The 23,497-nt window shown below is 69.7% G+C and carries 23 protein-coding genes; 11 read left to right on the top strand and 12 right to left on the bottom strand.

Annotation, left to right across the window (positions count from 1 at the left end; genetic code table 11):
• Positions 1 to 106 precede the first annotated feature (106 nt).
• The 5 genes from ACFPZ3_RS23105 to ACFPZ3_RS23085 all read right to left on the bottom strand — a co-directional run bounded on the left by ACFPZ3_RS23105 (position 107) and on the right by ACFPZ3_RS23085 (position 4,771).
• The gene (locus ACFPZ3_RS23105) at positions 107 to 874 is read right to left on the bottom strand and encodes a CDP-alcohol phosphatidyltransferase family protein (RefSeq protein WP_379516282.1); all 768 of its coding nucleotides are present in this window, start codon (positions 872 to 874) and stop codon (positions 107 to 109) included.
• Positions 852 to 1,892 carry an iron-containing alcohol dehydrogenase family protein gene (locus tag ACFPZ3_RS23100; RefSeq protein ID WP_379516709.1) on the bottom strand — a complete coding sequence of 347 codons (1,041 nt, stop codon included), beginning with the start codon at positions 1,890 to 1,892 and terminating at the stop codon, positions 852 to 854. The genes ACFPZ3_RS23105 and ACFPZ3_RS23100 overlap by 23 nt, the downstream gene beginning before the upstream one ends.
• Positions 1,893 to 1,920: 28 nt before the next feature.
• On the bottom strand, positions 1,921 to 2,655 hold the full coding sequence (locus ACFPZ3_RS23095) for a phosphocholine cytidylyltransferase family protein (protein WP_379516281.1): 735 nt from the start codon (positions 2,653 to 2,655) through the stop codon (positions 1,921 to 1,923).
• Positions 2,656 to 2,732: 77 nt separating this feature from the next.
• Complete coding sequence (locus tag ACFPZ3_RS23090; RefSeq protein ID WP_379516280.1) at positions 2,733 to 3,341, bottom strand: DUF5941 domain-containing protein; 609 nt, start codon at positions 3,339 to 3,341, stop codon at positions 2,733 to 2,735.
• A gap of 11 nt (positions 3,342 to 3,352) precedes the next feature.
• Positions 3,353 to 4,771 (bottom strand): CDP-alcohol phosphatidyltransferase family protein, encoded by a 1,419-nt coding sequence (locus ACFPZ3_RS23085; protein WP_379516279.1) that lies wholly within the window; start codon positions 4,769 to 4,771, stop codon positions 3,353 to 3,355.
• 111 nt (positions 4,772 to 4,882) lie between these two features.
• On the opposite strand from ACFPZ3_RS23085, the gene ACFPZ3_RS23080 reads away from it, so the two are divergent.
• Both ACFPZ3_RS23080 and ACFPZ3_RS23075 read left to right on the top strand, forming a co-directional pair.
• Positions 4,883 to 6,151, top strand: coding sequence for an SDR family NAD(P)-dependent oxidoreductase (locus ACFPZ3_RS23080; protein ID WP_379516278.1), 1,269 nt, complete (start codon positions 4,883 to 4,885; stop codon positions 6,149 to 6,151).
• Between the two features lie 26 nt (positions 6,152 to 6,177).
• A complete protein-coding gene (locus tag ACFPZ3_RS23075; protein ID WP_379516277.1) occupies positions 6,178 to 7,911 on the top strand; it encodes a CDP-glycerol glycerophosphotransferase family protein in 1,734 nt (577 codons plus the stop codon).
• 42 nt (positions 7,912 to 7,953) lie between these two features.
• Here the strand turns inward: ACFPZ3_RS23075 and ACFPZ3_RS23070 are convergent, their stop codons facing one another.
• On the bottom strand, positions 7,954 to 8,970 hold the full coding sequence (locus tag ACFPZ3_RS23070; protein ID WP_379516276.1) for a glycosyltransferase family 2 protein: 1,017 nt from the start codon (positions 8,968 to 8,970) through the stop codon (positions 7,954 to 7,956).
• Positions 8,971 to 9,050: 80 nt separating this feature from the next.
• Here ACFPZ3_RS23070 and ACFPZ3_RS23065 point away from each other — a divergent pair, with 80 nt between their 5' ends.
• From ACFPZ3_RS23065 to ACFPZ3_RS23045, 5 genes are all read left to right on the top strand, one after another.
• Positions 9,051 to 10,490 (top strand): LCP family protein, encoded by a 1,440-nt coding sequence (locus ACFPZ3_RS23065; protein ID WP_379516275.1) that lies wholly within the window; start codon positions 9,051 to 9,053, stop codon positions 10,488 to 10,490.
• A gap of 34 nt (positions 10,491 to 10,524) precedes the next feature.
• The gene (locus ACFPZ3_RS23060; protein ID WP_379516274.1) at positions 10,525 to 10,872 is read left to right on the top strand and encodes an STAS domain-containing protein; all 348 of its coding nucleotides are present in this window, start codon (positions 10,525 to 10,527) and stop codon (positions 10,870 to 10,872) included.
• 116 nt (positions 10,873 to 10,988) lie between these two features.
• Positions 10,989 to 11,819 carry a GNAT family N-acetyltransferase gene (locus tag ACFPZ3_RS23055; protein WP_379516273.1) on the top strand — a complete coding sequence of 277 codons (831 nt, stop codon included), beginning with the start codon at positions 10,989 to 10,991 and terminating at the stop codon, positions 11,817 to 11,819.
• Positions 11,816 to 12,658 (top strand): LLM class flavin-dependent oxidoreductase, encoded by an 843-nt coding sequence (locus ACFPZ3_RS23050; protein WP_379516272.1) that lies wholly within the window; start codon positions 11,816 to 11,818, stop codon positions 12,656 to 12,658. The genes ACFPZ3_RS23055 and ACFPZ3_RS23050 overlap by 4 nt, the downstream gene beginning before the upstream one ends.
• Before the next feature lie 83 nt (positions 12,659 to 12,741).
• Positions 12,742 to 13,467 carry a DUF4097 family beta strand repeat-containing protein gene (locus ACFPZ3_RS23045; RefSeq protein WP_379516271.1) on the top strand — a complete coding sequence of 242 codons (726 nt, stop codon included), beginning with the start codon at positions 12,742 to 12,744 and terminating at the stop codon, positions 13,465 to 13,467.
• 92 nt (positions 13,468 to 13,559) lie between these two features.
• Here the strand turns inward: ACFPZ3_RS23045 and ACFPZ3_RS23040 are convergent, their stop codons facing one another.
• Positions 13,560 to 14,381, bottom strand: coding sequence for a hypothetical protein (locus tag ACFPZ3_RS23040; protein WP_379516270.1), 822 nt, complete (start codon positions 14,379 to 14,381; stop codon positions 13,560 to 13,562).
• 207 nt (positions 14,382 to 14,588) lie between these two features.
• Between ACFPZ3_RS23040 and ACFPZ3_RS23035 the strand changes: the two genes are divergently transcribed.
• On the top strand, positions 14,589 to 14,756 hold the full coding sequence (locus ACFPZ3_RS23035; protein ID WP_379516269.1) for a hypothetical protein: 168 nt from the start codon (positions 14,589 to 14,591) through the stop codon (positions 14,754 to 14,756).
• Here the strand turns inward: ACFPZ3_RS23035 and ACFPZ3_RS23030 are convergent.
• From ACFPZ3_RS23030 to ACFPZ3_RS23020, 3 genes are all read right to left on the bottom strand, one after another.
• A complete protein-coding gene (locus tag ACFPZ3_RS23030) occupies positions 14,753 to 15,883 on the bottom strand; it encodes a hypothetical protein (RefSeq protein WP_379516268.1) in 1,131 nt (376 codons plus the stop codon). The two genes, ACFPZ3_RS23035 and ACFPZ3_RS23030, sit on opposite strands and share 4 nt — an antisense overlap.
• A 125-nt stretch (positions 15,884 to 16,008) precedes the next feature.
• A complete protein-coding gene (locus ACFPZ3_RS23025) occupies positions 16,009 to 16,407 on the bottom strand; it encodes a VOC family protein (protein ID WP_379516267.1) in 399 nt (132 codons plus the stop codon).
• Positions 16,408 to 16,424: 17 nt separating this feature from the next.
• The gene (locus ACFPZ3_RS23020; protein ID WP_379516266.1) at positions 16,425 to 18,038 is read right to left on the bottom strand and encodes an FAD-dependent oxidoreductase; all 1,614 of its coding nucleotides are present in this window, start codon (positions 18,036 to 18,038) and stop codon (positions 16,425 to 16,427) included.
• A gap of 123 nt (positions 18,039 to 18,161) precedes the next feature.
• Between ACFPZ3_RS23020 and ACFPZ3_RS23015 the strand changes: the two genes are divergently transcribed.
• The 3 genes from ACFPZ3_RS23015 (at position 18,162) to ACFPZ3_RS23005 (ending at position 21,230) form a co-directional block, all read left to right on the top strand.
• The gene (locus tag ACFPZ3_RS23015) at positions 18,162 to 18,794 is read left to right on the top strand and encodes a TetR/AcrR family transcriptional regulator (protein ID WP_379516265.1); all 633 of its coding nucleotides are present in this window, start codon (positions 18,162 to 18,164) and stop codon (positions 18,792 to 18,794) included.
• A 28-nt stretch (positions 18,795 to 18,822) separates the two neighbouring features.
• A complete protein-coding gene (locus ACFPZ3_RS23010; protein ID WP_379516264.1) occupies positions 18,823 to 19,545 on the top strand; it encodes an HAD family hydrolase in 723 nt (240 codons plus the stop codon).
• 140 nt (positions 19,546 to 19,685) lie between these two features.
• Positions 19,686 to 21,230: a type 1 periplasmic-binding domain-containing protein gene (locus ACFPZ3_RS23005; protein ID WP_379516263.1), complete on the top strand. Its 1,545-nt coding sequence runs from the start codon at positions 19,686 to 19,688 to the stop codon at positions 21,228 to 21,230.
• A 21-nt stretch (positions 21,231 to 21,251) separates the two neighbouring features.
• Here ACFPZ3_RS23005 and ACFPZ3_RS23000 read toward each other — a convergent pair whose 3' ends face one another.
• Together ACFPZ3_RS23000 and ACFPZ3_RS22995 are read right to left on the bottom strand one after the other, a co-directional pair.
• A complete protein-coding gene (locus tag ACFPZ3_RS23000) occupies positions 21,252 to 22,448 on the bottom strand; it encodes an FHA domain-containing serine/threonine-protein kinase (protein WP_379516262.1) in 1,197 nt (398 codons plus the stop codon).
• The gene (locus tag ACFPZ3_RS22995) at positions 22,449 to 23,486 is read right to left on the bottom strand and encodes a protein kinase family protein (protein WP_379516261.1); all 1,038 of its coding nucleotides are present in this window, start codon (positions 23,484 to 23,486) and stop codon (positions 22,449 to 22,451) included. It abuts the gene before it with no gap.
• Positions 23,487 to 23,497: the final 11 nt, after the last annotated feature.

Genomic DNA, 23,497 nt, shown 5'->3' with positions numbered 1-23,497 from the left:
CTGGATGGTGAAGCTAAGCGTATCGGAACCGACAGTGAACCCCCACCGAACGGCGGACGTCCGATCAATACGACGGACGGGGAGCTTCTCCGGTTCCGGCTTGGGATCAAGCAAGTCGCCTCGATGCCATGATGCTGATCAGATGCAGGACCGTCTGCACCGCCGCGGCGATCAGACAGGCCACGACGAGCACCCGGGTCGCCGTCATCTCACCGGTCACCGCGTCGATCACCGCGGTCGCCAGCGCGAGCAGCGACAGCTCGATCGGCTGCACGATCCGGTGGAACTTCGTCGCCGCCAGCAGGCGCCGGCCCAGCCCCAGCAACCCCGACCTGAACTGCACCGCGGACGCCTCCGTCGCGGCTCCCAGCCCGCCCTTCGCCCTGGCCACCTCCACCAGATCGCTCTCCGCCTTGATGAGGATGGCGCCGAGCGCCCCGGCGAAGCCGAACACGGTGTACCAGTCGGGCAGCTCGGCCGAGGCGCGCCAGCCCAGCCCGGCCAGCACCGCCGCCTCGGCGAAGTAGGCGCCGACCCGGTCGAGGTAGACGCCGGCCAGCGAGGTCTTGCCGCTCCAGCGGGCCAGCTCGCCGTCGGAGCAGTCGAGCAGGAGGTAGACCTGGATGAGCAGGGCGGCCAGCACGGCCGCCCAGAGCCCCGGCAGGGCCAGCACGGGCCCGGCCGCGATGCCGACCACCGTCATCACCCAGGTGAGCTGGTTGGGCGTGACGGACGTCTTGGCCATCAGCCACGTGACATAGATGGACAGGCGGCGCATGTAGAGCACGCCCGCCCAGTGCTCGCCGTTCCTGCGCTCCAGGTGGCCCGGCGGCTGGGCCACCTGCCGCAGCTCAGCTACCGAAGGCCCGGACATAGTCCCCCACCCGATCGCGGATCTCCGAGTCCTGCATGCGCAGATGCTCCAGGATCGTGTAACGGCCGGGGCGGGTGGCCGGGGCCAGCGCGACGACCTCGCGGAACTGCTCGGCGCTCAGCCCGATGTCGGCCGGGACGACGGGCAACTCGTGCCGGCGCAGGCAGTCGACGACCTGCTTGACGCGGGCGTCGTCCTCCCTGAGGAAGAAGCAGAAGGCGGCACCGATCCCGGCGAGCTCGCCGTGGTTGGAGGTGCCGGGGAAGAGCTGATCCACGGCATGAAGGATCTCATGGTCTCCACCGCTCGCGGGCCGGGACGAGCCCGCGACCACCATCGACATGCCCGACAGAATCAGCGATTCGGCCAGCACGGTCAGGAACGCGTCGGACTCGATGGAGTCGGTACGGCCGATGAGCGCCTCGGCGGCCGTGCGGGACATCGAGCTGGCCAGCCCGTCGATGGGCTCGCCGCGCTCGACGTTGCCGAGCTGCCAGTCCTCGATGGCCGACAGGTTGCTCACCACGTCGCCCACGCCCGCCCTGACCAGCGACTTGGGCGCGTTGTGCACGAAGTCGAGGTCCACCAGGATGGCCAGCGGCATCGGCACCCCGAAGGTGCCCTTGCCGCCCTCGTACACGAGGGAGGCGGTGGGCGAGCAGATGCCGTCGTGGGAGAGGTTGGTGGCCACGGCGACCATGGGGATGCCGGCGAGCGACGCGGCGTATTTGGTCGCGTCGATCGTCTTGCCGCCGCCGACGCCCACCACGACCTCGTAGGCGCCCTTGCGCAGGTCGGCGCCGAGCGAGACGGCCGCGTCGACCGTCCCGTCGGCCACCCTGAACACCTCTGCCTCGCCCAGCGTGGGCGCGATCAGGCTCTCGATGTGGTCGCCCTGGCCGGGGCCGACGGCCACGGCCACCCGGCCGGAGGTCGCCACCCGGCTGTCGGCCAGCAGAGCGCCGAGCTGTGCCACCGCGCCCCGCCTGACGTCCATGGTCAGGGGCGCCGGCAACATTCTCGCGAGAAGCGGCATGCGCGCCCCCTCAGTAACGAACGGCTATGGTGCGGGCCTTGGCCAGGTCGTCGTGGTTGTCCACCTCGACCCAGTCGACCTCGCCGATGGGCGCCGCGTGGATCAACTCGCCGCGCTCGACCATCTCCTGGTAGCCGTCCTCGTAGTAGAGCTGGGGGTCGCGCTCGAACGTGGCCTTGAGCGCGTCGGCCAGCCGATCGGCCGCGCCGGGCCGGATCAGGGTGGCGCCGATGTACTCGCCATAAGCTTCGGCGGGGTCCATGAGCTTGGTGATGCGGCGCAGCGAGCCCTCGGGGGAGAGCGTGACCTTCATCTCCTCGTCGGCGAGCGTCTTGACGTTGTCGACGGCCAGCAGGATGTCACTGGTCTCGGGGGCCGACAGCAGCGTCTTCTCGATCGAGACGGGGTGCACGGTGTCGCCGTTGACCAGCAGCGCGCCCTGGGCGAAGTAGTCGCGGGCGCACCACAGGGAGTAGGCGTTGTTCCACTCCTCGGCCTTGTCGTTGTGCACGAGGGTGAGCTTGACGCCGTGTCGCCTCTCCAGGTCCTCCTTACGATCGTGGACGGCCTGCGCCGCGTAACCGACGACGACCACGACCTCCCGCAGGTCCACCTCGGCGAGATTACGCAGCGAGATGTCCATGATCGTGGTTTCGCCGTCAACCGGCACGAGCGCCTTGGGCAGCGTGTCGGTGTACGGCCGCAGGCGTCGTCCGGCCCCAGCGGCCAGCACCATTCCCAGCAACGTGCACTCCTCAGTCGAGCATGACTTCCGTGGCCCAAAGAGTATTCGTCTTTGGACCCCGTGCGGGTAATCCGGCGTTAGTCTTGCGTTCCCATATCAGCCGCTTCCACCCCAGATCGGGGCGCAGCGAGCCAGCAGGTGAGGCTCTCCCAGCCGAACAGCCCCCACAGGTAGACCGCGAGCACCACGTAACCGCCGGTCAGCCAGCCGGACAGGGCGGCCAGCGAGACCACCATCATCCGCCCGTCCCAGCCGAGGCCGAGCGTGGCCAGCCATGGGGGCGGGTAGACGTGCTGGCGCAACCGGTAGACCAGATCGTAATGGTGAAAGCCTAGCGCGCCCAGGAGCAGGAAGATCAACACGGGGTGGAGCTGGTGCGCGAACCCGCACGCGGCGATGAAGGTGTATTCGATGAGCCGCAGGATCGGCGGCACGAGCCAGTCGAAGCGGCCGTCGTGCGGATGCGTGCTGCCCGGCCCGGCCAGCAGCAGCGTCACGGCGGGCGCGAACACGGCCAGCCCGTCGGAGCCCGCCACGCCGATCACCAGCAGCACGCCCGTCACGAACGTCCCGGCGATCACCGGGGGCAGCGGCGGGAGCTGCCCGGCGACGAGCAGGCCCATGGCGCGCGAGAGCGGCCCGTCGTCGCGGTAGGCCACGACCGTGCTGTTGGGAACGGGTGTCATGTGAACCGAAATCACCTTGCCGACCTCGCGATCCGTCCGGCGAGCTGGTAAAGGGCCGCCACGCCGCCCCAGCAGAGCAGCGACAGGAACGTGACGCGGGCGTTCCAGACGGCGGCGGTGACGGCGATCAGCGCCATCCGCTCGCCGATGGGCAGCACGATGATCTTCTTCAGCCAGCGCGCGATCGTGTCACGTTCGAGCCGCTGGGCGAACTTGAGCACGCCGCCCGGGGAGCGCGTGGCGTCGTGCGACTCCAGGAGCGAGCGCGCGGGCCTGCCCCACATGGCGCCGATGCGGGCGGCGTCGGCGACGGCGGCCTCGTAGGTGTAGTCGATGGCGTGCCTGACGACCTGCGCGATCATGGCGGCGACGGCGAGGTACCAGATGTCGGTGCCGCCGAAGCCGAAGGCCAGGCCGATGTAGACGGCGTATTCCTTGAGCCGGTCGGACATGCCGTCGGCCCAGGCGCCGATCGGGGAGAAGGTGCGGGTGTAGCGGGCGAGCTGCCCGTCGAGGCAGTCGAGCGCGAACGACAGGTAGACCAGCACCGCCCCGGCCAGCCGGCCGGCCTCGGTGCCGGCCGAGAACCAGACGGCGGCCAGCAGGGCCAGCCCGGCCGAGATGCCGGTGACGGTGTTGGGCGCGAGCTTGAGCCGCACGGCGGGCTTGACCAGGTGGCGGGTCCAGGTGGAGACGAAGAAGGTGGCGAAGAAGCCGTCGTCCTGCTTGACCGAGGTGTCGAGCTTGACCCTGGCCTCGTCGACCTCGGCCAGCTTGACGACGGCGGCGTCGGCGGCGTTCTGGCCGGTCACCCGGTCGGCGTGCAGCGACCCGAGCCCCGCCGCCCGCACCGCCACCCCCGACCTGACCAGCCCGACCAGCAGCAGGTCGACCGCCTCGACCGGGGTGACGGGGCCGAGCCTGCCCGCGTCGGCCAGCTCGGCCAGCTCCTCCGCGACGTCGGCCAGCGAGCCCAGGTCAGCCTCGCCGGCCTGCAGCACTCCCCTGAACGTGGCATTCGCCTCGGGCACGAGGTGGAACGAGCTGCCGGCCGCGACGATCCTGCCGCCCTCGACGCGTACGGGTGGCCGCATGGGCGAGGCGGAGGCGTCGTGCGCGACCAGCGCCCCGGTGCCGCGGGCGGGGTGCTCCAGGAGGAGCGCGAGCGCCTCCGTGTGGGCCACGAGGTCGGCGGGCAGCACCACGACGGCGCCCGTCGTGGTGCGCGCGATCTTGGCGACGCCGCGCAGGTCGGCTCCGAGGCCGCCGCCCGCGCTCACCACCATGACCTCGCGGACGGACAGCGTCGCGAGCTGGTCGTGGAGACGGTCGAGCAGCGTGCCGTCGCCGCTGGAGAGCCTGCACGCGGGTGTCGTGGCGAGCAGCACCACCGATGTGGTCGTGCTCTCGCGGGTCAGTGAGTCGGGCAAAGCCAGGTCTCCTCCCGGCCGGGGTGGAGCGCGTGGACTTGGGGGGTGCGTAGACACAGCGTAGCGACCGGTCCTCGCGATATCACGGAACAGCACCGTTACGCTGCCGGTATGGATTCACGGCTGCGGTCGGTAGGGGTGCTCCTCGCGGGCGGCGTGGGGCAGCGGGTCGGGCTCGCCACGCCCAAGCAGCTCATCGAGGTGGCGGGCAGGACGATCATCGAGCATTCGCTGGCGGTGTTCGAGGGCGCGCCGGAGATCGACGAGGTCGTGGTGCTGATGACGCCCGGATACGCCGGCCGGATGCGGGAGATCGTGGCCGCGGGCGGCTACCGCAAGGTCACCCAGGTGGTGGACGGGGGCGCGAGCCGTACGGAGAGCACGTGGCGGGCTCTTGCCGCGCTGGGCACCGATGAGTGCAATGTGCTGCTGCACGACGCTGTACGCCCCCTTCTGGAGCCCCGGATCATCACGGAGTGTGTCAGGGCGCTGGAGATCCACGAGGCCGTCAACGTGGCGATCCCGAGCTCCGACACGGTCTTCGTGGCGGTCCCCGGGGCCGGCGGCGAGGTGATCGGTGAGGTGCTGGACCGGTCGCGGCTCCGGCGCAGCCAGACGCCGCAGTGTTTCCGGCTCTCGGTGATCCGGCGGGCCTACGAGCGGGCGATGGCCGACCCGGCCTTCGGCGACCTGCCCGCCACCGACGACTGCGGCGTGGTGCTGCGCTACCTGCCCGAGGTGCCGATCCACCTGGTCCAGGGCAGCGAGCACAACATCAAGGTCACCCACCCGGCCGACCTGCGCATCGCGGAGCTGCTCTTCCAGCTCCCCTCCCCCGTGCCGCCGGGCGGGCCGGACGCGCTGGCCGGGCAGGTCGTGGTCGTGCTGGGCGAGCCGGGGCCGGCGGGGCCGGCCCGCGGGGCCCGCGTACACGTGCTGACCAGGGCCGACGGGGTGCGCGTCGAGGACTTCGACTCCGTGTCCAAGGCGCTCGACGACGTGGGCCCGGTGGATCACGTGGTGCTCGCGGCGGGCGCGAGCCGCACGGGCGACCTGGCGCGGGCGAGCGGCGAGAGCGTCTTCGACGCGGTCGGCGCAGGTCACCTGGGTCCGCTCAACGTGGCCCGCGCCGCCCGGCCGCACCTGCGCGGGAGCCTGCTGCTGCAGGTGCCGCCCGGCTCCGGCGCCCTGCACTCGTCGAGCGCGGCGGCGGTGGCGGCGCTGACCAGGGCGCTGGCCCGCGAATGGGCCGCCGACGGCATCCGGGTCAACTGCGTCAATACCGGCGCGTCTGCGCTGCTGGTCGCTCAGACATCGCTGGACATCCTCATCTCCGACCTATCAGGGCAAGTCATAGACGTGCGCGTGGACGGCCCTTGACCTGAGGGTTGTTACCGTGCGATCGCATGAGGAGACTCATCGTGATCGCGGCGCTGCTCGGCTGCTACCCGGTCCTGCTGGTGTCGGCGCTCTGGCCGGCGCCGGTGGTGTTCGGGGTGGCCGCCGTGGCCTCGTACGTGATCGAGTACATCGCCCCGCGCGCCGCCAGACCCCTGCCAGAACTGCTCGGCAAGGTGCACCTCGGGATCACGCTGCGCTTCGCCGCCCGGGAGACGATGGCGTTGCTGCTGGTCGCGCGGACGACGGGGGCCGACTCACCGTGGTTCGTGGCGCTGGCGGCCGGCGTGCTCGCGATCCACGCGGTGCGGGCCCTGCACACGGGGCTGGCCATGCGGCTGCGGCAGACGCTCGCCAGGATGCCGGTGACCACCCGCAACATCGACGTCTCCGCGCTGCGCATCCCGAAGCTGCCGCCGAGAACGCTGCGCGACTCCCGCAGCGTGCCCTTCCTCTACCTGGACGCGCTGCCGGTGCTCGGCGCGGTACTCGGCGCCGTCCCCGCGACCCTGGGGGCCGGGCTGGCGCTCGCGGCGGGCCTGACGGGGGCGCTCGCGCTCATCCCGTACGTACACCGCGCCACCCCCCTCACCGACCGCGACCGGGTCCTGGCCGTCGTGGGCGAGCAGATCGAGCGGTACGGCCCCGAGGTCATCCTGTACTTCTCCGGCGCCACCGCGGCCGCCTACCAGGCCAGGATGTGGCTGCCCACGCTCGAACGCATCTCCCGCCGGACCATCGTCGTCCTGCGCGAGCGCGGCATGGCCGCCCACCTGGAGTCCACGGGCCTGCCCATGGTGTGCATCCCGTCCTCGGCCGACCTGATGAGCTTCCGCGCGCTGACGGGAGCCAAGCTCTGCCTGTACGTGTCCAACGTCGGCAGGAACGTCCACATGCTGCGCATCCCGACCCTGCGCAGCGCGTTCCTCAACCACGGCGACAGCGACAAGGAGGCCTCGTTCAACCCGTTCTCGCGGGTGTACGACGAGGTGTGGGTGGCCGGGCCCGCGGGGCGCGACCGCTACCGGCGGGCCAAGGTGGGCGTCAGGGACGAGAACATCCACGAGGTCGGGCGGCCGCAGCTCGAAGGCATCTCGACGGAGGGGCCGGGGCTCCCGTACCGGACCGTTCTGTACGCCCCCACCTGGGAGGGCTGGAACGACGACCTGTTCCACACCTCGCTGATCACCATGGGACCGCGCATCGTGCGGGCCCTGCTGGACCACCGGCCGCCGCTGCGCGTGATCTACAAGCCGCACCCGCTCACCGGGCACCGCGACAAGCGCGCGGCCCGGGCGCATCGCAAGATCGTCACCATGATCGAGGCGAGGGAACTGGCCAAGTCGAAGGCCCGGCACCCGTCGCGGGCCGCCGGCGCGGGGCCGCGCATCCAGCACCTGATCGTCGACGGGGCCGAGCCGCACCTGTACGACTGCTTCAACCAGTGCGACCTGCTGATCAGCGACATCTCCAGCGTGGTGGCCGACTTCCTGGCCAGCGAGAAGCCGTTCGCGGTGACGAACGTCCCCGGGCTGCCCGAGGGCGCCTTCCACGAGAGGTACCCGAGCACGGAGGCGGGTGTGCTGCTCGGCGAGGACCTCTCCGGGCTCGCCGATTTCCTGGACGGGGAGGACACGCTGGCCAGGGCCCGGGTCAAGCTCAGGAGCTATCTGCTCGGCCCTGAGTATCCGGACGCGCTGGCCCGCTTCAACGCCGCCGTCGAACGCGTCTTCTCGACGTGATGCCGGGGCCCTTTCCCAAGGGCCCCGGCCGGGGCGAACAGGTCAGCGGGGTTGGCGGGACAGTTTCTTCGGGCTGGTGAGGAATCCCCAGCCCCAGGAGCAGTGCATGGTCGCGTACACGATCGGCAGCCGCAGCTTCGCGCCCGCCGACAGGCCGCCGCCGGTCAGGGCCGAGCCGGCCGCGATGGCCACCACGTAGCCGCCGGGGACGATCAGGGCGAGCGGGAAGAACGGCGAGACGACCAGCCCGAGCAGCATCGCCAGCACGGCGACCGGCGGGGCGAGGTAGCGCAGGTTGATCGTGCCCTCGTGGGTGCGCGAGACCACGCGCCGCCACCGGCCGTAGTGGAAGTACTGCTTGGCCAGCGCCTTGGCGTTGGGCCGTGGCCGGTAGGAGACCCGCATGCGCGGCTGGAACCAGACCAGGCCACCGCTCTGGCGGATGCGGTGGTTCATCTCCCAGTCCTGGGCGCGCTGGAAGTGCTCGTCGTAGCCGCCCACCCGGTCGAGCGCCGAGCGGCGGAAGACGCCGAGGTAGACGGTGTCGGCGGGACCGGCCGTGCCCCCGACGTGGAAGGCGGCGGCGCCCACCCCGATCTTGGAGGTCATGGCGCAGGCGACGGCCTGCTCGAAGGGGGTGATCCCTTCGGCCGCCATGATGCCGCCCACGTTGTCGGCACCGGTCTCCGACAACGTCTCGACCGCGACGCGCAGGTAGTCGGAGGGCAGCATGGCGTGCCCGTCGACCCTGGCGATGATGCCGTTGCGGGAGGCCGCGATGGCCGCGTTGAGCGCGTTGGGGGTGCGCCCGGTGGGGTTGGGCACGACCGTCACCCGTTTGTCGGCCGCCGCGATGGCGTCGGCGACCTCCTGGGTGCGGTCCTGGGACGGACCCACGGCGAGGACGACCTCGATCTCACCGGGGTAGCTCTGGGCGAGGACCTGGTCGACGGCCTCGCGGAGGTGCCGCTCCTCGTTGAGGACCGGCATGACGACGGAGATGGGGGGCCAGCCGCGCGTCTCCGTGGGCGCGTGCGGCGAGTCGGGGAACTGCTTCATGGCGGGGCTCACGCTACTGTACGACCAGGGGAGGAGGGCAATCGAAAGCCCGATCCTCCGGGGTGACACTAGGGGGACGGATGGGCGATCCGGGCGAGGAGGACGGCGGTGTGCTCGTGGGCGGGGACGCCTACGGAGGCGTCAAGCTCGCACCCGTCCGCACCCGGAAGCCGCCGCGCAGGAGCGCCAGGGCCCGCCGCCGCAACGTGCTGATCGCCGGTTTCCTGTCCACGGGCGTGCTGGTCACGACCGGGGTGGTGTGGGCGACCCCGCGCCAGATCGGCACCGTGGACGCGGGCGTGACGGCGTCGTCCAAGGGCGCCGAGAACATCCTGCTGGTCGGTGTGGACAAGCGCGACGACCTCACCCGCCAGAAGCAGAACCAGCTCAAGCTCGGCCGCGAGTCCGGTGAGCGCACCGACACCATGATGGTCATCCACCTGTCGGAGGACCACAAGAAGGTGACCGTGGTGAGCCTGCCGCGCGACACCTGGACGACGATCCCGGGCAAGGGCGACCACAAGATCAATTCGGCGTACCACTACGGCGGGCCCAAGCTGGCCAAGCAGACCGTCGAGGCGGTCACCGGGCTGCAGATCAACCGCTACATCGAGGTCAACATCCTGGGCTTCATCGACGTGGTCGACTCCCTCGGCGGGGTCACCGTCTGCACGCCGGTGCCGATCAACGACACCAAGATCGCGCTCAACCTGCCGGCCGGCACCCACCAGCTCGGCGGCGTCCAGGCGCTCGGCTACGCCCGCACGCGCGCCACCGGCCGCGCCGACCTCGACCGCATCGACCGGCAGCAGCAGGTGATCTCGGCCCTGCTCAACCGGGCGCTCAGCGCCGACACGCTGGCCAACCCGGGCAAGCTGGCCTCGTTCGTCAACTCGACGCTCAGCACGGTCAAGGTCGACCCCGACGACGGGCTGCTCGGTCTGGCCACGCAGCTCAGGGACGTCTCGCTGGAGGATGTGAAGTTCGCCGAGGTGCCGCTGTCCAACGTGGACTTCAAGGCGCCCACCGGCGAGTCGGCGGTGTTGTGGGACAAGCAGGCGGCCCGCGCCATGTTCACCCAGATCGACGCCGACCGCGACCCGGCCAAGCCCACGCCGTCGGCCTCCCCCAAGCCGTCGAGCAAGCCGACGGCGATCCCGCCGGGGCAGATCTCGATCAAGGTCAAGAACGGCACGCTCATCACGGGCCTGGCCGCGCGCGCCAAGACGGCACTGACCGACTACGGGTTCAAGGTGCCCGGCGAACCCGGCAACACGAGCAAGAAGGACTACAAGAAGACGATCATCCGTTATGGGGCGGCAAAGGAGGCTTCGGCGAAGGTCGTGGCCGCCGCCATTCCCGACGCGGAGCTTCGCAAGGTGGATATCGAGGGCATCGAGATCATCCTGGGCAGCGACCAGCCGAAAATCCAGCAACAAAAGTCCACCGGCACCCCATCTGCCAAGCCGAGTGTTACACCAACGACTAAAACGGCAATGGAGAACATATGTAAGAAATAGGCATAACAATCTGCGTTCCGGGCAGGTGAGGCCCATGGTGGTCAGGTGCTGGCAGGAGGACCCCTGTACGTTCGTGCGCGTCGTAGGCGATCTGGACGTGGCAGGCGCTCCACGGCTGCGGGCGGAGATGGAGCAGGCGCTGGCCGCCGCCGATCCGCTCAACGTGGTCATCGACCTGACCGAGGTGCCCTTCTGTGACTCCGTCGGGCTCGGGGTACTGGTGGCCGCGCTCAACCACGTACAGCACATGAACGGGCGCCTGATTCTGGTGCTCGCGCCGGGAATGATCCGGCACCTGCTGACGATCACCAATCTCGACCGCCATTTCGAGACGAGCGAATCCGTCAGCGAAGCACGTGAGGCGCTGGACAACGCCGCCTGAGACGGGCTCTACCTCCGCGATGTTTGCGAGAACATGGTCATTGTCATCGCGGGCAGACCTCACCACGACGTATCAGCAGTCGCGGGAGAGCCCTCTCACGTGCGGAGGCTTTCACGTTGTTCGACCAGTTCCCCGAGCCCGCGCGCTCCCAGCTCAGGTCCGCCTTCGACGAGGGCAGGACGCGTCCTGAGTGGTGCTTCGCGGACGGGCAGGCCCGCCTGGCGTACTGGGCGTCCTTCCCCGGCTCGGAGCCGGTGATCGTCTGGCAGTTCGATCCCGGGCCCGACCCCATCGCCGCCGCCGGGCTGCTGCGCCGCAGTCTGGACGAGATGGGGCTGACCAAGATAATCCATGACATCTCCCTCCAGCCCGGACTCACCCCTGTCGTCGACCGCGCCGTCGAGCACGAGGCCCTCATCGAGGCGGGCTTCGCCATGGAGGTGGAGCGGCTGCTGCTCGAATGGGTGGCCGGCAGCGACATCCCGGACGATCCGGGCAGGCTGACGTACCGGGCCGCGCGCCGCATGGACCCGGCGGAGGTGATCGCCCTCCTCGTACGCATCTCCGAGGGCTCTCTCGACTACGACACCCGGATCGAGATCGCCACGTCGGGCGCGGAGAAGGAGGCCCGATGGATGTACGACGACCTGATGAACCGCAAGGCCAAACCCAGCTGGTTCGTCGTCGGCTACCTCGGTGACCACCCCGTCGGGCTGGTGGCCCCCGACGACCACTCGATCGCCTACATCGGCGTGACGCCGGAACACCGCGGCCGCGGCTACGTCAACGACCTCCTGGCCAGGGGCACCCGTAGCCTCGCCGAGGCCGGTCTGCAGCGCATCGTCGCCGCCACGGACATCGGGAACGTTCCGACCGCCGCCGCGTTCCTGCGTGCTGGATACTCGGAGACCGGCCGGTTGTTCCGCTATTACTGGAGGACATCGTGAGACTCGGAGTCATGTTCGACCGGGGGTTGCCGCCCGAGCAGCTCATCCCGTTCGCCAGGGCGCTCGACGAGACGTCCGTCGACGATCTGTGGGTGGTGGAGGACCTGGGCTGGACCGGCGGCATCTCGGCGGCGGCCACGGCGCTCGCGGTCACCTCCCGGCTGCGCGTCGGCATCGGCATCACCCCGGCGCCGCTGCGCAACCCGATGGTGCTGGCGATGGAGCTGGCGAACCTGGAGCGCCTGCACCCCGGGCGGCTGGCGGCCGGCATCGGGCACGGCGTGGAGGGCTGGATGCGGCAGGTGGGCGCCGCCGTGCCGTCGCCGCTCTCCCTCCTGGAGGAGACGATCACCTCCGTACGCGCCCTGCTGCAGGGCCAGACGGTCACCCTTGACGGTAAGTCGGTCCACCTGGATGGGGTGTCGCTGGTGCACCCGCCCGCGCAGCCGCCGCCCGTGCTGGCCGGGGTGAAGGGCCCGCGCTCGCTGGCACTGTCGGGCCGCGTGGCCAACGGCACGATCGTGCCCGAGGGCATCGGGCCCGCCCAGGTGCCGGGCATCGTCGAGCAGATCGGCGGGGACGAGGACCACGAGCTGGTGGTGTTCGCGTTCCTGCGTCTGGGCTCCTCCGAGGTCGATCAGGCGGCCAGGGACATGGTGGCGGGGCAGTCCGGGTTCCTGGGGGTCGCGCCGGAGGAGCTGGCGATGGCGGACGGGACCCCGCAGGAGGCGGCGGCCTGGGTCAAGAGCGTGTGGGCGGCCGGGGCCGAGACGGTCGCGGTGCGCCCGATCGGCTCCGACCCGCTGGACCAGGTGACGGCGCTGCTCTCGGCCCTCTGAGAGACGGATCTGGCCGAATGGTCGATGGTCGTTCGGCCGGATGACCGATGGCCGTCCCGCCGATCCCCGCCACGATCGTGTTCATGAGGAAGATCGCGGCATTAGCGGCAGGCGCGGCGCTCCTGGCCGTTGCGAGTGGTTGCGGCGTGGAGCTGGAGGCCGAAGAGGTCCGCGCCGCCCAGTCGTTCCCCTTCACCGGGACGACCCTGAAGATCAGCTCCTCCCTGGGCGGGGTACGCGTTCTCCAGGGCACGGGCGCCGCCGTACAGGTGGAACGCTGGCTACGCGGCAAGGCGGCCACCGCAGAGCCCGCGTGGTCGCTGCGCGACGGCACCCTGCGTCTCAGCGCGAACTGCACCATCGTCTTCGGCGACTGCGGCGCCCGCTACCACGTCAAGGTCCCGCCCGGCGTGCGGCTGTCGGTGGACGCGGCGGACGGCGTCATCCTCAACGGCCTCACCCAGGACGTGGACGCGACCAGCCGCGACCGCATCCAGGTCACGGGGGCCTCGGGGCGGCTGCGGCTGCGCAGCGAGGGGTCGATCGCAGCTGAGGGGCTGAAGTCCGCCTACGTCAGGGCCCGCACCTCGGACGGCGCCATCGACGTGGCGTTCGCCGGCCGGCCCACCACCCTCGACCTGCAGTCCCGTGACGGCAGGGTGACCGCGCGGGTGCCGTCGGGCACGTACGCGGTGACGGCCAGGAGCAAGGAGGGCCGCGAGCGCTCCGAGGTCGGCGACGACGCCAAGAGCACCAGCAAGATCGTGGCCCGCAGCACGACGGGCGAGGTACGGATCTTGAAGCGTTAGAACGTGGCGGGGTGCGGCGGGGGGCGTGGCGGGGTGCGGCGGGGTGCGACGTGGGGGTGCGGTGCGGCAGTGCACCGCACCCGGGTGCCGGGTTACTGCCAGATGGCGGCGTACGTGCCGTTCTCGGCGTTGACCTGCACGGGGTAGAGCCCCTTGGCCTTGAGGTCGTTGAAGCGCTTCTGGTAACCAGAGGCGTTCATGTCCACGTAGTGGGCCCAGGACTTGACCCCGTCCTTGCGCCACACGGCCGAGTAGGTGCCGTCGGGCGCCACGGACACCTTGACCGGCCGGTAGCCCTTGGCCCTCCTGGCGTTGAACTCGGCCTCGTGCTGCTGCTTGCTCTTGCCGTAGGTGTAGTACCAGCTGCCGCCGGAGTTGGCGGTCCACACACCGACGTAGCGGATGTCGCCCGGGGTGCCGTACGCGTCGACGGAGGCCAGCGCGAGCCCCTTGGCGGCGGCCTGCTTGTTGACGGTGCCGAAGGCGGCAGGCGTCAGGTTCGACTTCGTGAGGAACGCACTGCTCTTCTTCTCGAAGATCGCGGTGAACACGGGCGAGTCGGCCGGCCCGGTGGCCGACACGGAGGTCGGCTGGGCGCCTTCCTTCATCGCGGCGTCGAACCGCTTCTGGAACCCACTGGCCGACATGCCCTGCCAGATGCCCCAGTCACCAGAGCCGCCCTTGACCCACACGCCCGCGTACCGCTCACCGTCGGACACGTTCACCGTGATCGGGTGATAGCCCTGGTCCTTGAGCTGGTTGACCTTGGCGATGCTCTGCTGCGCGCTCAAACCGTGGTAGGCGTACCAGGCCGGTGCGGCCTGCGCACCGGCCGCCGGCGCCATCGCCGCCATCGGGGCGGCGGCCGCGGCCAGCACGGACGTGACGAGCGCGATCTTCTTTGAGGTCCGCATGACCCTCCCATGCAGGAAAATTTACGTCTTCAGAGATAAGGGACGACCATAACAGCCATTACCGGTCGTCCGCAGGCGGCCTGTCCGCCTCTCAGGCGCTGCAGGATTCACTCTCCTCCAAGGCCTGGCGGCTGGGGGCATTGTCTGGACATCCTTCGCGACAGCGCACAGGATGGGTCTCAGTCGAGCGCCCCTCATGGAGGACCCATGAAGCCCATCCGGCGTGTGGCCGCCTCGGCGGCGGTCATTCTCACGACCTTCGCCCTGACCACGGTGCCCGCCGCCCAGGCCGAGCAGGTGGGCGGCGGCGTGCAGCAGGACAGCACGGTCGTGCGGACCCCGCAGTCCGACCCCTGCCCCGAGGCGGACGTCTAGCCGGCCTGCTCGAAGGGCGTCGGCGACTGGCCGGTCCAGCGGTAGAGCTGGGCCTGCCCGGTGTTCTTGGAGACGCCGTCCTCGGTGACCTTGCCGGCCTTGGCGACGTAGTAGCGGCCGCCGCCGAGCGAGACCAGCCCGTACTCGCCGTTGAACTGCCATCCCCTGACGCCCGTGGCGTCGTCCTGGAGCCCGCCCTGCGCGAGGGTGAGGAGCTTGCCGCGCTCGGCCTGCGGCTGGCCGGCGATCTCGCCGGTCATGGGCCGCTTGCTCCCGTCCACCATGAAGAAGGGGTAGTTGGGGAACTGCGGCTTGGTGCCCTTGTACACGGCCATCATCCAGTTGCCGGTGTGCTCGTCGTACTGGAGGTTCTGCACGCCGTACGTGGTGTTGCCGGTGTAGGCGAAGTACTTGCCATCCGGCTGCTCGGGGCCGCTCTTGTGCGGGGCGCTCTCGGTGAGGGGCTGCTCGTACTTCTTCCACTGCTGGATGTCGTACTGAAGCACGACCTGGTGGTCGTTGTCCTGCCTCGTGGTGTTGGCGTAGATGCCGTAGGCGACGGTCAGCTTCTGCTTGCCGTGCTTCTTGCCGAACTCGGGGCCGAAGGAGACGCCGTCGATGCCGCTGCAGCCGTAGCGGTGGTCGGGGGTGTTGCCGATGTTGCCGTCGAAGGTGCCGTCCCCGTTCATGTCGGCGGTGTAGTCGGCCACGACCTCCTTGAGGTAGACCGTCTTCATCACGTCGGCCGGGTTCATGCCGGGGGCGGTGATGCGGTCGACGTCGAAGATCGCGATGTAGAAGGACTCCTGCTCCTTGTACTCCAGCGACCCGTACACCCGGCCGTCCTGGGTGTTGAAGTCCATGTCGCCGAGGTGGCCGGTGAAGCCCGTCACCGTGCCGATCAGCTTGCCCTTCAGGTCGGTCTTGACCAGGACGTTGGTGAAGGAGAAGTACATGAACCCCTTGCGCTGGTCGATGGCCATGCCCTGGACGTGACCTTCGGTCCAGGCGCCACCGTCGATGACCGCCGGGAGCTCCCTGGGACGGTCGGCGGCGGCGGCGGCCGGGGCGATGTGGAGGGCGAGGGCTGAGGTTGCGGCGAGGGTGAGGGTCAGGACCTTGCGCATGGTGCGGTACCCGTCTTCGTTAAGCGGTGATAGATCAAATCGAGACGGTATACCGCACTAATGATGATTTCTGACATTTAACTGAACATGCGGTGAAGCACCCGCGAACTACTACTCGTCGGCACTCAGGCGGCAGCCACCAGCTCCACCTCGAACCCGTCCTGGTCCTCCAGGTAGGCGGCATAGTGCTGCTCGCCGCCCGCGTACGGGTGCCGGTCCGGGAACATCAGCCTCCACCCGTACGCCGGCGCCTGCCCTGCCAGTTCCTCCACCCGCTCCCGGCTCGCCACGTGAAAGGCCAGGTGGTTCAGCCCCGGGCGGAGCCGGTCGTGGTGGTCGGCGCTGAGGGCGGGGGACTGCTCGAACACCAGGTACGTAGCCCCCAGCCGCCAGCTACGGCCGTCCTTCCACTCCTGGTGGAGCGTGTAACCGAGCGCTTCGAGCAACCACCCCCACCCGGCGACGGCCCGCCCCAGGTCAGGGACCCAGATCTCGACATGGTGCAACGATCCGGCAGGGGTCATGGTGGAACCCTACGACGCTAGCCGGCCGCCTTCGCGAGGAGGTGCGTCAGCACCTGCCGTAGCTCGTGTTCCGGCTCCTGAGGCAGGTCGCTGGCGCGCCATGCGACGAATCCGTCCGGTCGTACGAGGGTCGCGCCCGTGCTCGCGATGCCGTATGCCTCCAGGAACCGGGCTTCGGGGTCGTGGAGTTCGACGCCGATGTGGTGCACGTCCAGCTCGATCTCAGGTGTCACCTTCCTGGCCGCCGCCGCCCAGTCCGCGCCGTTCGGGCCGACGAGCAGGGTGAAGGCGCCGGTGAACAGGTCGAGGGTGGACAGTCTGGCCCCCGCCCGGTCCAGCCAGACGTGCGGCGCGCGCAGGCCAGGACGCCCGCTGGGCTCACGCGGGTCTTCGACCGGCCCGTCAGGGGTGGACTGCTCGGTGAGGACGGCTTCCGACGCGTACCGGTATCCGAAGATCATCGTGGTGTCGTCGATCTCCTCGCTCTCCTCGCCGTCGCCCTTCTGGCGGTTGTGGAGTAGCTGCACCGCCGTTCGCAAGGTGACCTGCGCGACGGGACGACGCTCGTCCTCGTAGGTGTCCAGGAGCGCGTCCCCGGCCCCGCCCTCGATCACGGCGGCGAGCTTCCATGCCAGGTTGTGCGCGTCGGCGATGCCGGTGTTCGCGCCGTACGACCCCGACGGTGGCACGACGTGGGCCGCGTCACCGGCGAAGAACACCCGGCCCGCCCGGTACTGCCGCGCGACCCACGCGCCGCCCGTACTGTGCGAGATCTTCTGTGACCACCCGGGAACCGACGGCACAAGGGTGAGTTCGAGGTCGGGATCCCCGACCGCGACGCGCGCGAGTTCCACGCAGCGCTCCTCGGTGAAGTCGTCGGGACTGTCGCCCCGCTCCGGGTGGTAGGGCGACCCGAGCATCCACCGCCCGAACATCTTCAGCGGCACCAGCACCGTGCCCGTCGTCGGCCGGTCGAGGTAGGCCAGCAGGAACCGGCGCCCGCGCAGCGCGGCGGTGAGGTCGGCGTCGAAGACGAAGTAGACGACATGGCCCAGGGCGCCGGTCTGGTCGACGCCGATGCCGAGCCGGTTGCGGATGCCCGCGCGGTGGCCGTCCGCCGCGACCAGGTAGTCGGCGCGGATGGTGTGCTCCTCTCCGCTGCCGAGGTCGCGCACGACGGCCGTCACACCGTCGGCGCCCGGGTCGAGAGAGATCAGCTCGGTGCCGAACCGCACGTCGGCGCCGTCGGCTTCGGCGCTGACGTGCAGGATCCGCTCCAGCTCGTCCTGGTCGATCATGACCCAGTCGGCAGGGCTGAGGCTCTCCGGCGGCCGCAACTGGGCGAGGATGTCGTAGCGGAAGCGCTCCTCGCCGGCCAGCGTGTCAGCGCCGATCATCTCGGGGAAGTCGACCAGCAACGACGTGTGGCCGCGGATCTCCTCCTCCAGGCCGAGGGCGCGGAAGATCTCGATCGAGCGCGGGTTGAACGCCCGCGCCTGAGGCGTGATCGCCGTGGACGGGTGCCGTTCGACCAGGATCGGGCGGATTCCCCGGCGTGCGAGGAAGAGTGCCGTGGACAGGCCGGTGACACCTCCTCCCACGATGAGAACCGCGGTCTTGTGATCATTCATCGTTCCCACACTCCTGTCAGTCGTTGCGTGCTCATAATCAATCGCCTACATCACTCTGTCAACCGTTCACTTGATTAGCTGCACATGCCAGGTGGGACAGTCAGGTGGATGTATGATCGGGCCGTGCCCACGCCGAAACCGCGCCGCTCACCCAAGCCGCACGAACGACAGCGCGACCCGGAACGCACCCGCAAACTCATCCTGGAAGCGGCGGCGGCCGAGTTCGCCGCGCACGGGTTCGCGGGCGGCCGCATCGCCGCGATCGCCTCCAGGGCGGGGGTCAACCAGCAGCTGATCTCGTACTATTTCGACGGCAAGGAGGGCCTCTACCGGGCACTGTCGGAAGAGTGGCGGCAGCACGAGAGCGAGCTGATCGAGCCCGGCACGCCGCTCCCCGAGCAGATCCGCCGATACGCGCTGGAGGCCCTGAGCAACCCCGACGGTGTGCGGCTGATGGCGTGGGGCGGCCTGGAGTACGCCGGCCCTGAGTCCGACCCCGATCACACGGCCCGTTCCGGGCGGTTGCAGGGAAGCGTCGATGAGATCCGCGACCTGCAGGCGGCAGGGCGGCTACCCGCCGAGGTGGACCCGGCCTGCCTGGTGATCATGCTGATGTCCGCGGCCATGGCGACCACCACGCTTCCGCACGTCATCGAGGGCATCTGCCAGGTCGATCCCCACTCCCCCGAGTTCCTCCACCACTACGCCGGCCAGGTCGCCATCGTCGCCCGGCTCCTCGGCCTGGAACCCGCCTGACGCCACCAGGACCAGAAGGGACGACCGCATGCCGATCCAGGGTGTGCTCTTCGACGTGGACGACACCCTGTTCGACTACTCCACCTCGGAAGAAACCGGTGTGCTCGCCCACCTGCGGGCCGAAGGACTGCTGGAGAGGTTCCCCGACCCCGCCACGGCGCTCGCGCTCTGGCGAACCATCATGGACAGGCACTACGCCCGCTTCCTGAACGGCGAGCTCACCTTCGCGGAACAGCGGCACGAACGCACCCGCGAATTCCTCTCCCACATCGGGCAGACCCCGCACGCCGGCCTGTCGGACCAGGAAGCCTCCGCCTGGTTCGCCGGATACCAGGCCCACCACCATGCCGCCTGGGCGGCGTTCCCCGACGCCGAGCCCGTCCTCAGGAAGCTCGCGCCCGACTACCGCCTCGGCGTCGTCTCCAACTCATCCGCCACCCACCAGCGTCACAAGCTCGACGTCATCGGCCTGCTGCCCTACTTCGGCGACACGCTCGTCTGCTCTGACCAGCACGGCGCGGCCAAGCCCGCGTCGAGCATCTTCGTCGCCGGCTGCGCTTCCCTCGGTCTCAAGCCGCACGAAGTGGCCTATGTCGGAGACAAGTACGCGCTGGACGCGGTGGGCGCCCACGACGCGGGACTGCACGCCTACTGGCTCGACCGAGCGAACACCGGAGCCGGAACGGCCCTCGGCAACGGCATCCGCGTCATCCACTCACTCGACCAGCTCCCGGCCGCCTTCACCGGCTGACTGTTGTCCGGCTGCCATTGATCACGCTTTAATGACGGTGAGTTTAGGCGGCCGCCGGCCCAGGGATGGGAAAGCGTGCGATCGATATTCGAGAATGCGCGTCTGCACGGTCATGGGATGAGTGACGGCTTGGAGTCCAGATGTATGACGAACCGGCACCGCCACCTTCCCTCGCCGCGCGCGCCTGGAGCCTGTTACGCCAGGTAGGTACGCTTTTCCGGCGGCGCATGGTGGTGATCGTCATCGTCGTCGCCGTCCTGATCTCCACCGTGGTGCTCGTGAGCTACACCCAGGCGTGGTGGCCGTGGGGCGGTTGTGAGACGACCAGCGCGGACGTCGTCGCCATCGAGGACGAATGCGTCGGGCTGATGGACCCAGCAGACGGGACGATGGTCCTGGGCCAGCAGTACCGCCAGATCCTGGAGGGCATCGCGGCGGAGAACCGTGAGGTCACCAAGGGCGATGACTACAGCACGATCGCGCTCATGGCCCCGATGGGAGCGGGCCCGCGCGGGCTGGTCGGCGAGCGCGCCCTCCACCAGCTCGAAGGGGCGTTCATCGGCCAGTACCGCGCCAACCGTGCGGAGACCTTCCCCAAGATCCGGCTCCTGCTGGCCAACACCGGCCACGACGGCTCGAAGTGGCGGACGACCGTGCAGGCGCTGCGGAGCAATGCCGCGACGGGTGCGACGGCGAGCCCCGGACAGATCGTCGCGGTCACCGGAATGGGCCCGAGCCAGCAGGAAAGCATCGACGCCGCACGTGCCCTGGCCAAGGATCCCGGAATCCCGATGGTCGCCGACTTCATCACCGCGGCCGGGTTCAACACCACCGGCGAGATCGACGACGCCGGACCCATTCCCGGTCTCACCCGCACCGCGGTCAGCACCTCGGCCCAGCTTGAGGCCATCTCCGAAGAGTTCAAGAAGAAGAAGGTCGGCGGAAACGCGGCCCTGATGTGGGCCGACGTGACCCCGCAGGGAACCAAGGACCTTTACGCCCGCTCGTTGAAGGATGCCTTCCTCGACCCGAAACTCGGGCTCAAGCCGTATCTCGACAGGACCGGACTCAGTTTTCCCTTCGACCCGCGTGGCGGTCCCTCGCTCCTGCGGACCATCAGCGACACGATCTGCGGGGCGAAGACCGACATGATCTTCTATGCCGGCCGCCAGGCGTTCATGCCCACCTTCCTCAAGCTGCTGCGGAGCCGGCCCTGCCGGTCCACGCCCATCACCGTGGTCACCGGGGACGACGCCCAGGACCAAGATCCGAACGATCCGTCGCTGCACGACCCTGAAGCACCCATCAAGGTGCTGTTCGTGCCGCTCGCCGATCCCAAGCGGCTCGACAACGAGGCCAATCCGAACCGCCAGCTCTACCAGGACTTCCGTAACGAGTTCGTGGCGCCCCACCATGGCGCGACCTTCCCCGCTGCGCATCTCGGCACCGGGTTGGCGATCCTGTCGTATGACGCGGTGACCGCCGCGGTCACCGCGATCCAGAAGGCCGCCATCGGCGCCGACCCGTCCCAGCTGAGCCTGCCCTCCGCCGCGGCGGTCCGCGGGCAGCTCTACCTGTTCACCGGCACCAACGTCATCCGCGGCGCCAGCGGCGCCTTCACTCTCGACTCCAGGACCGGGGAGCGAGTGAACATCACCATTCCCACGCCCGTGACCATCCCGTAACCACGACTCCCACGCCCGTGACTACTGGCCCGTAACCACGACGATCACCGTCAGCACCACTGCCGCGACCAGGAGGAGCAGCAGCCACCAGCGCACGGCGGGCCTGCGGCCGAGCCGTACACGCTCCAACTCCCCCGCCTCGGTGAGGCGGAGCACCGCCGTGCCGATGGTGAACCGATCACCCGATCGCAGGGTCGCGTAGAGAACGGGACGACCGTCGATGAACGTGCCCAGGCCGCCGCTGTGGTCGTGCAGCCGGTAGCCCGCGCTCACCTTGCGGACGGTGGCGTGCGCCGGGGCGATCCCCTCCCCGTGGATCACGATGTCGGCCGCGGGCCCGCTGCCCAGCGTGGTGGTCTCCTTCAGCGTTCCGAGGGTGGCCGGCAAGCTCGCGGTACGTAACACCGTCGCCTGCGCGGTGTCCGTTCGAAGCCCCACGAGGCGGCCGAGCAGTTCCATGGTGCTGGGCCGCCGCGCCGGATTCTTGGCGAGGCAGTCGGCGATCAGGGAACGCAGCGGCTCGGAGATCGCCCCCACGTCGGGGGTGACGGTCAGGACGCGGTTGATGATGACGGCCACGTTGTTCCCCGCGAACGGCGCCTTGCCGGTGGCGGCGAAATATACGGTGCCCGCCCAAGCATGCACGTCGGCGGGGGGACCCACCTCGGCGTCGTCGCCCCCTCCCACCTGCTCCGGTGCGAGATAGCCGGGGGTTCCCACGGTCGTGGTGACCGCGGCGCTCGCCTCCAGGGCCCGTGCGACTCCGAAGTCCACGACACGTGGCCCGTCCGGCCCGACGATGACGTTGGCGGGCTTGAGATCCCGGTGGATGACTCCCGCGCCATGGATCGCCGCCAAGGCGGTGGCCATATAGGTCGCCAGGCGTTCGAGCGCGGACCCCGTCAGCGGCCCGTGCGTGTCGACGAGCTCCTGCAGGGACGGGCCTTCCACGTATTCGCTCACGATGTACGGCTGGTCCCGGTCGATGGCGGCGTCGATGATCATCGCCGTGTACGCCCTGGGCACCCGCGACGCGATGGCCACCTCGTCCGCGAACCGCCTGCGCGCCCTCGGATCGGCCGCCCCCTGCGCGTGGATCACCTTGATCGCGACCCGGCCGGCCTCGCCCCGCGCGAGGTAGACCGTACCCTGACCGCCGATGCCCAGGCGGCCGAGCACCTCGTAGGGCCCGATGCGCCGGGGGTCACCGGTGTCCATTCAGGCTCCCAACGTGACCGCGACGACGATGGCGATCGCCGCCAGGACGACGATCAGCACCATGATGCCCCCGTGGCGGCCGTGCGAGCCGTTCCCGACCGCCGATTTCCCCCGCCGCCACGCCTCGCGCAGGTTGGAGTCGGTCTCGACGTAAATGCGTTCGGGAGTGACGAGCCAGCGCCACGACTCGCTCGCCGCCCGCCACCGCTCGGTGTCCACCGAGTCCGGCGCGCCGTCCAGACACTGCCTGATCAGGCGGCGATGCCGCAACGGCAGGACCCTGGCGAGCGCGGCATCGTCGAGCGACCACGCCTCAGCGCTCTCCTGGAGGCACCGCACGACGGCCCAGGCGAACTTGTAGTAGTCCGACTCCGGGGTGAATCCGCCTTCCTGGGGGAGTTTCCACTGCTCGGGATCGACCTCCGGCAAGGCGCCGCGACCTCCGACCGGCAGGCAGGAGTCGCAGTCCAGCAGGTATACCGCGGGTGCCGGGTCGATGGTGAAGACGGCGTTGCGCAGTTGCAGATCGCCCACCACATATCCCTGCTCGTGCAGCCACTGCACCGTCATGAGCAACTGGCCGAGCACGGCCAGCTTGTAGGGCGGCTCGTAGTAGCGCGTGCCGTAGTGGTCGCGAAGGGCGCTCGCCCGCTCGGGCGAGCGCGTGAGCTCATCCAGGTGCCGCGGCGCCAGGCGGGTGCCGAGTTCGACGAACATCTGCTCGGGAGCGGGTCTGATCAGGATGCCGGTGATCCGGTCGTTCCTGACCGCCGCGACCGGCCACGCGCAACACCGATCGAGGGCCGCGCGCTCCTGCCGGGGAAGTTCACGCCGCCAGCGCACCATGGCGAGCAGAGCGTCCTCGTCCAGCCCCGCCAGCGTCTCCTCGTCGTACCGTTTGAACAGGAACCAACCAGGGACGCCGCTGACCTCGCACGGCACCAGGCTACGGGCCTGACCGCCAGGCCGCAGGTAGTAGGCGTCGGCGTCCGTGGGGGGCGTCAGATCCGCTTCCTCGACCGCGTCTGGGGGATTCATACCGCTGCCGC

The organism is Nonomuraea insulae, from assembly GCF_042656245.1.
This window is presented reverse-complemented; position numbering and strand designations above follow the sequence as displayed.

What these genes read in the sequence shown, in the direction of transcription:
- ACFPZ3_RS23105 (WP_379516282.1), bottom strand. Translation starts at nt 874, where the DNA reads ATGTCCGGGCCTTCGGTAGCTGAGCTGCGGCAGGTGGCCCAGCCGCCG.
- ACFPZ3_RS23100 (WP_379516709.1), bottom strand. Translation starts at nt 1,892, where the DNA reads ATGTTGCCGGCGCCCCTGACCATGGACGTCAGGCGGGGCGCGGTGGCA.
- ACFPZ3_RS23090 (WP_379516280.1), bottom strand. Translation starts at nt 3,341, where the DNA reads ATGACACCCGTTCCCAACAGCACGGTCGTGGCCTACCGCGACGACGGG.
- ACFPZ3_RS23080 (WP_379516278.1), top strand. Translation starts at nt 4,883, where the DNA reads ATGGATTCACGGCTGCGGTCGGTAGGGGTGCTCCTCGCGGGCGGCGTG.
- ACFPZ3_RS23075 (WP_379516277.1), top strand. Translation starts at nt 6,178, where the DNA reads ATGAGGAGACTCATCGTGATCGCGGCGCTGCTCGGCTGCTACCCGGTC.
- ACFPZ3_RS23070 (WP_379516276.1), bottom strand. Translation starts at nt 8,970, where the DNA reads ATGAAGCAGTTCCCCGACTCGCCGCACGCGCCCACGGAGACGCGCGGC.
- ACFPZ3_RS23065 (WP_379516275.1), top strand. Translation starts at nt 9,051, where the DNA reads ATGGGCGATCCGGGCGAGGAGGACGGCGGTGTGCTCGTGGGCGGGGAC.
- ACFPZ3_RS23060 (WP_379516274.1), top strand. Translation starts at nt 10,525, where the DNA reads ATGGTGGTCAGGTGCTGGCAGGAGGACCCCTGTACGTTCGTGCGCGTC.
- ACFPZ3_RS23045 (WP_379516271.1), top strand. Translation starts at nt 12,742, where the DNA reads ATGAGGAAGATCGCGGCATTAGCGGCAGGCGCGGCGCTCCTGGCCGTT.
- ACFPZ3_RS23040 (WP_379516270.1), bottom strand. Translation starts at nt 14,381, where the DNA reads ATGCGGACCTCAAAGAAGATCGCGCTCGTCACGTCCGTGCTGGCCGCG.
- ACFPZ3_RS23035 (WP_379516269.1), top strand. Translation starts at nt 14,589, where the DNA reads ATGAAGCCCATCCGGCGTGTGGCCGCCTCGGCGGCGGTCATTCTCACG.
- ACFPZ3_RS23030 (WP_379516268.1), bottom strand. Translation starts at nt 15,883, where the DNA reads ATGCGCAAGGTCCTGACCCTCACCCTCGCCGCAACCTCAGCCCTCGCC.
- ACFPZ3_RS23025 (WP_379516267.1), bottom strand. Translation starts at nt 16,407, where the DNA reads ATGACCCCTGCCGGATCGTTGCACCATGTCGAGATCTGGGTCCCTGAC.
- ACFPZ3_RS23020 (WP_379516266.1), bottom strand. Translation starts at nt 18,038, where the DNA reads ATGAATGATCACAAGACCGCGGTTCTCATCGTGGGAGGAGGTGTCACC.
- ACFPZ3_RS23010 (WP_379516264.1), top strand. Translation starts at nt 18,823, where the DNA reads ATGCCGATCCAGGGTGTGCTCTTCGACGTGGACGACACCCTGTTCGAC.
- ACFPZ3_RS23005 (WP_379516263.1), top strand. Translation starts at nt 19,686, where the DNA reads ATGTATGACGAACCGGCACCGCCACCTTCCCTCGCCGCGCGCGCCTGG.
- ACFPZ3_RS23000 (WP_379516262.1), bottom strand. Translation starts at nt 22,448, where the DNA reads ATGGACACCGGTGACCCCCGGCGCATCGGGCCCTACGAGGTGCTCGGC.
- ACFPZ3_RS22995 (WP_379516261.1), bottom strand. Translation starts at nt 23,486, where the DNA reads ATGAATCCCCCAGACGCGGTCGAGGAAGCGGATCTGACGCCCCCCACG.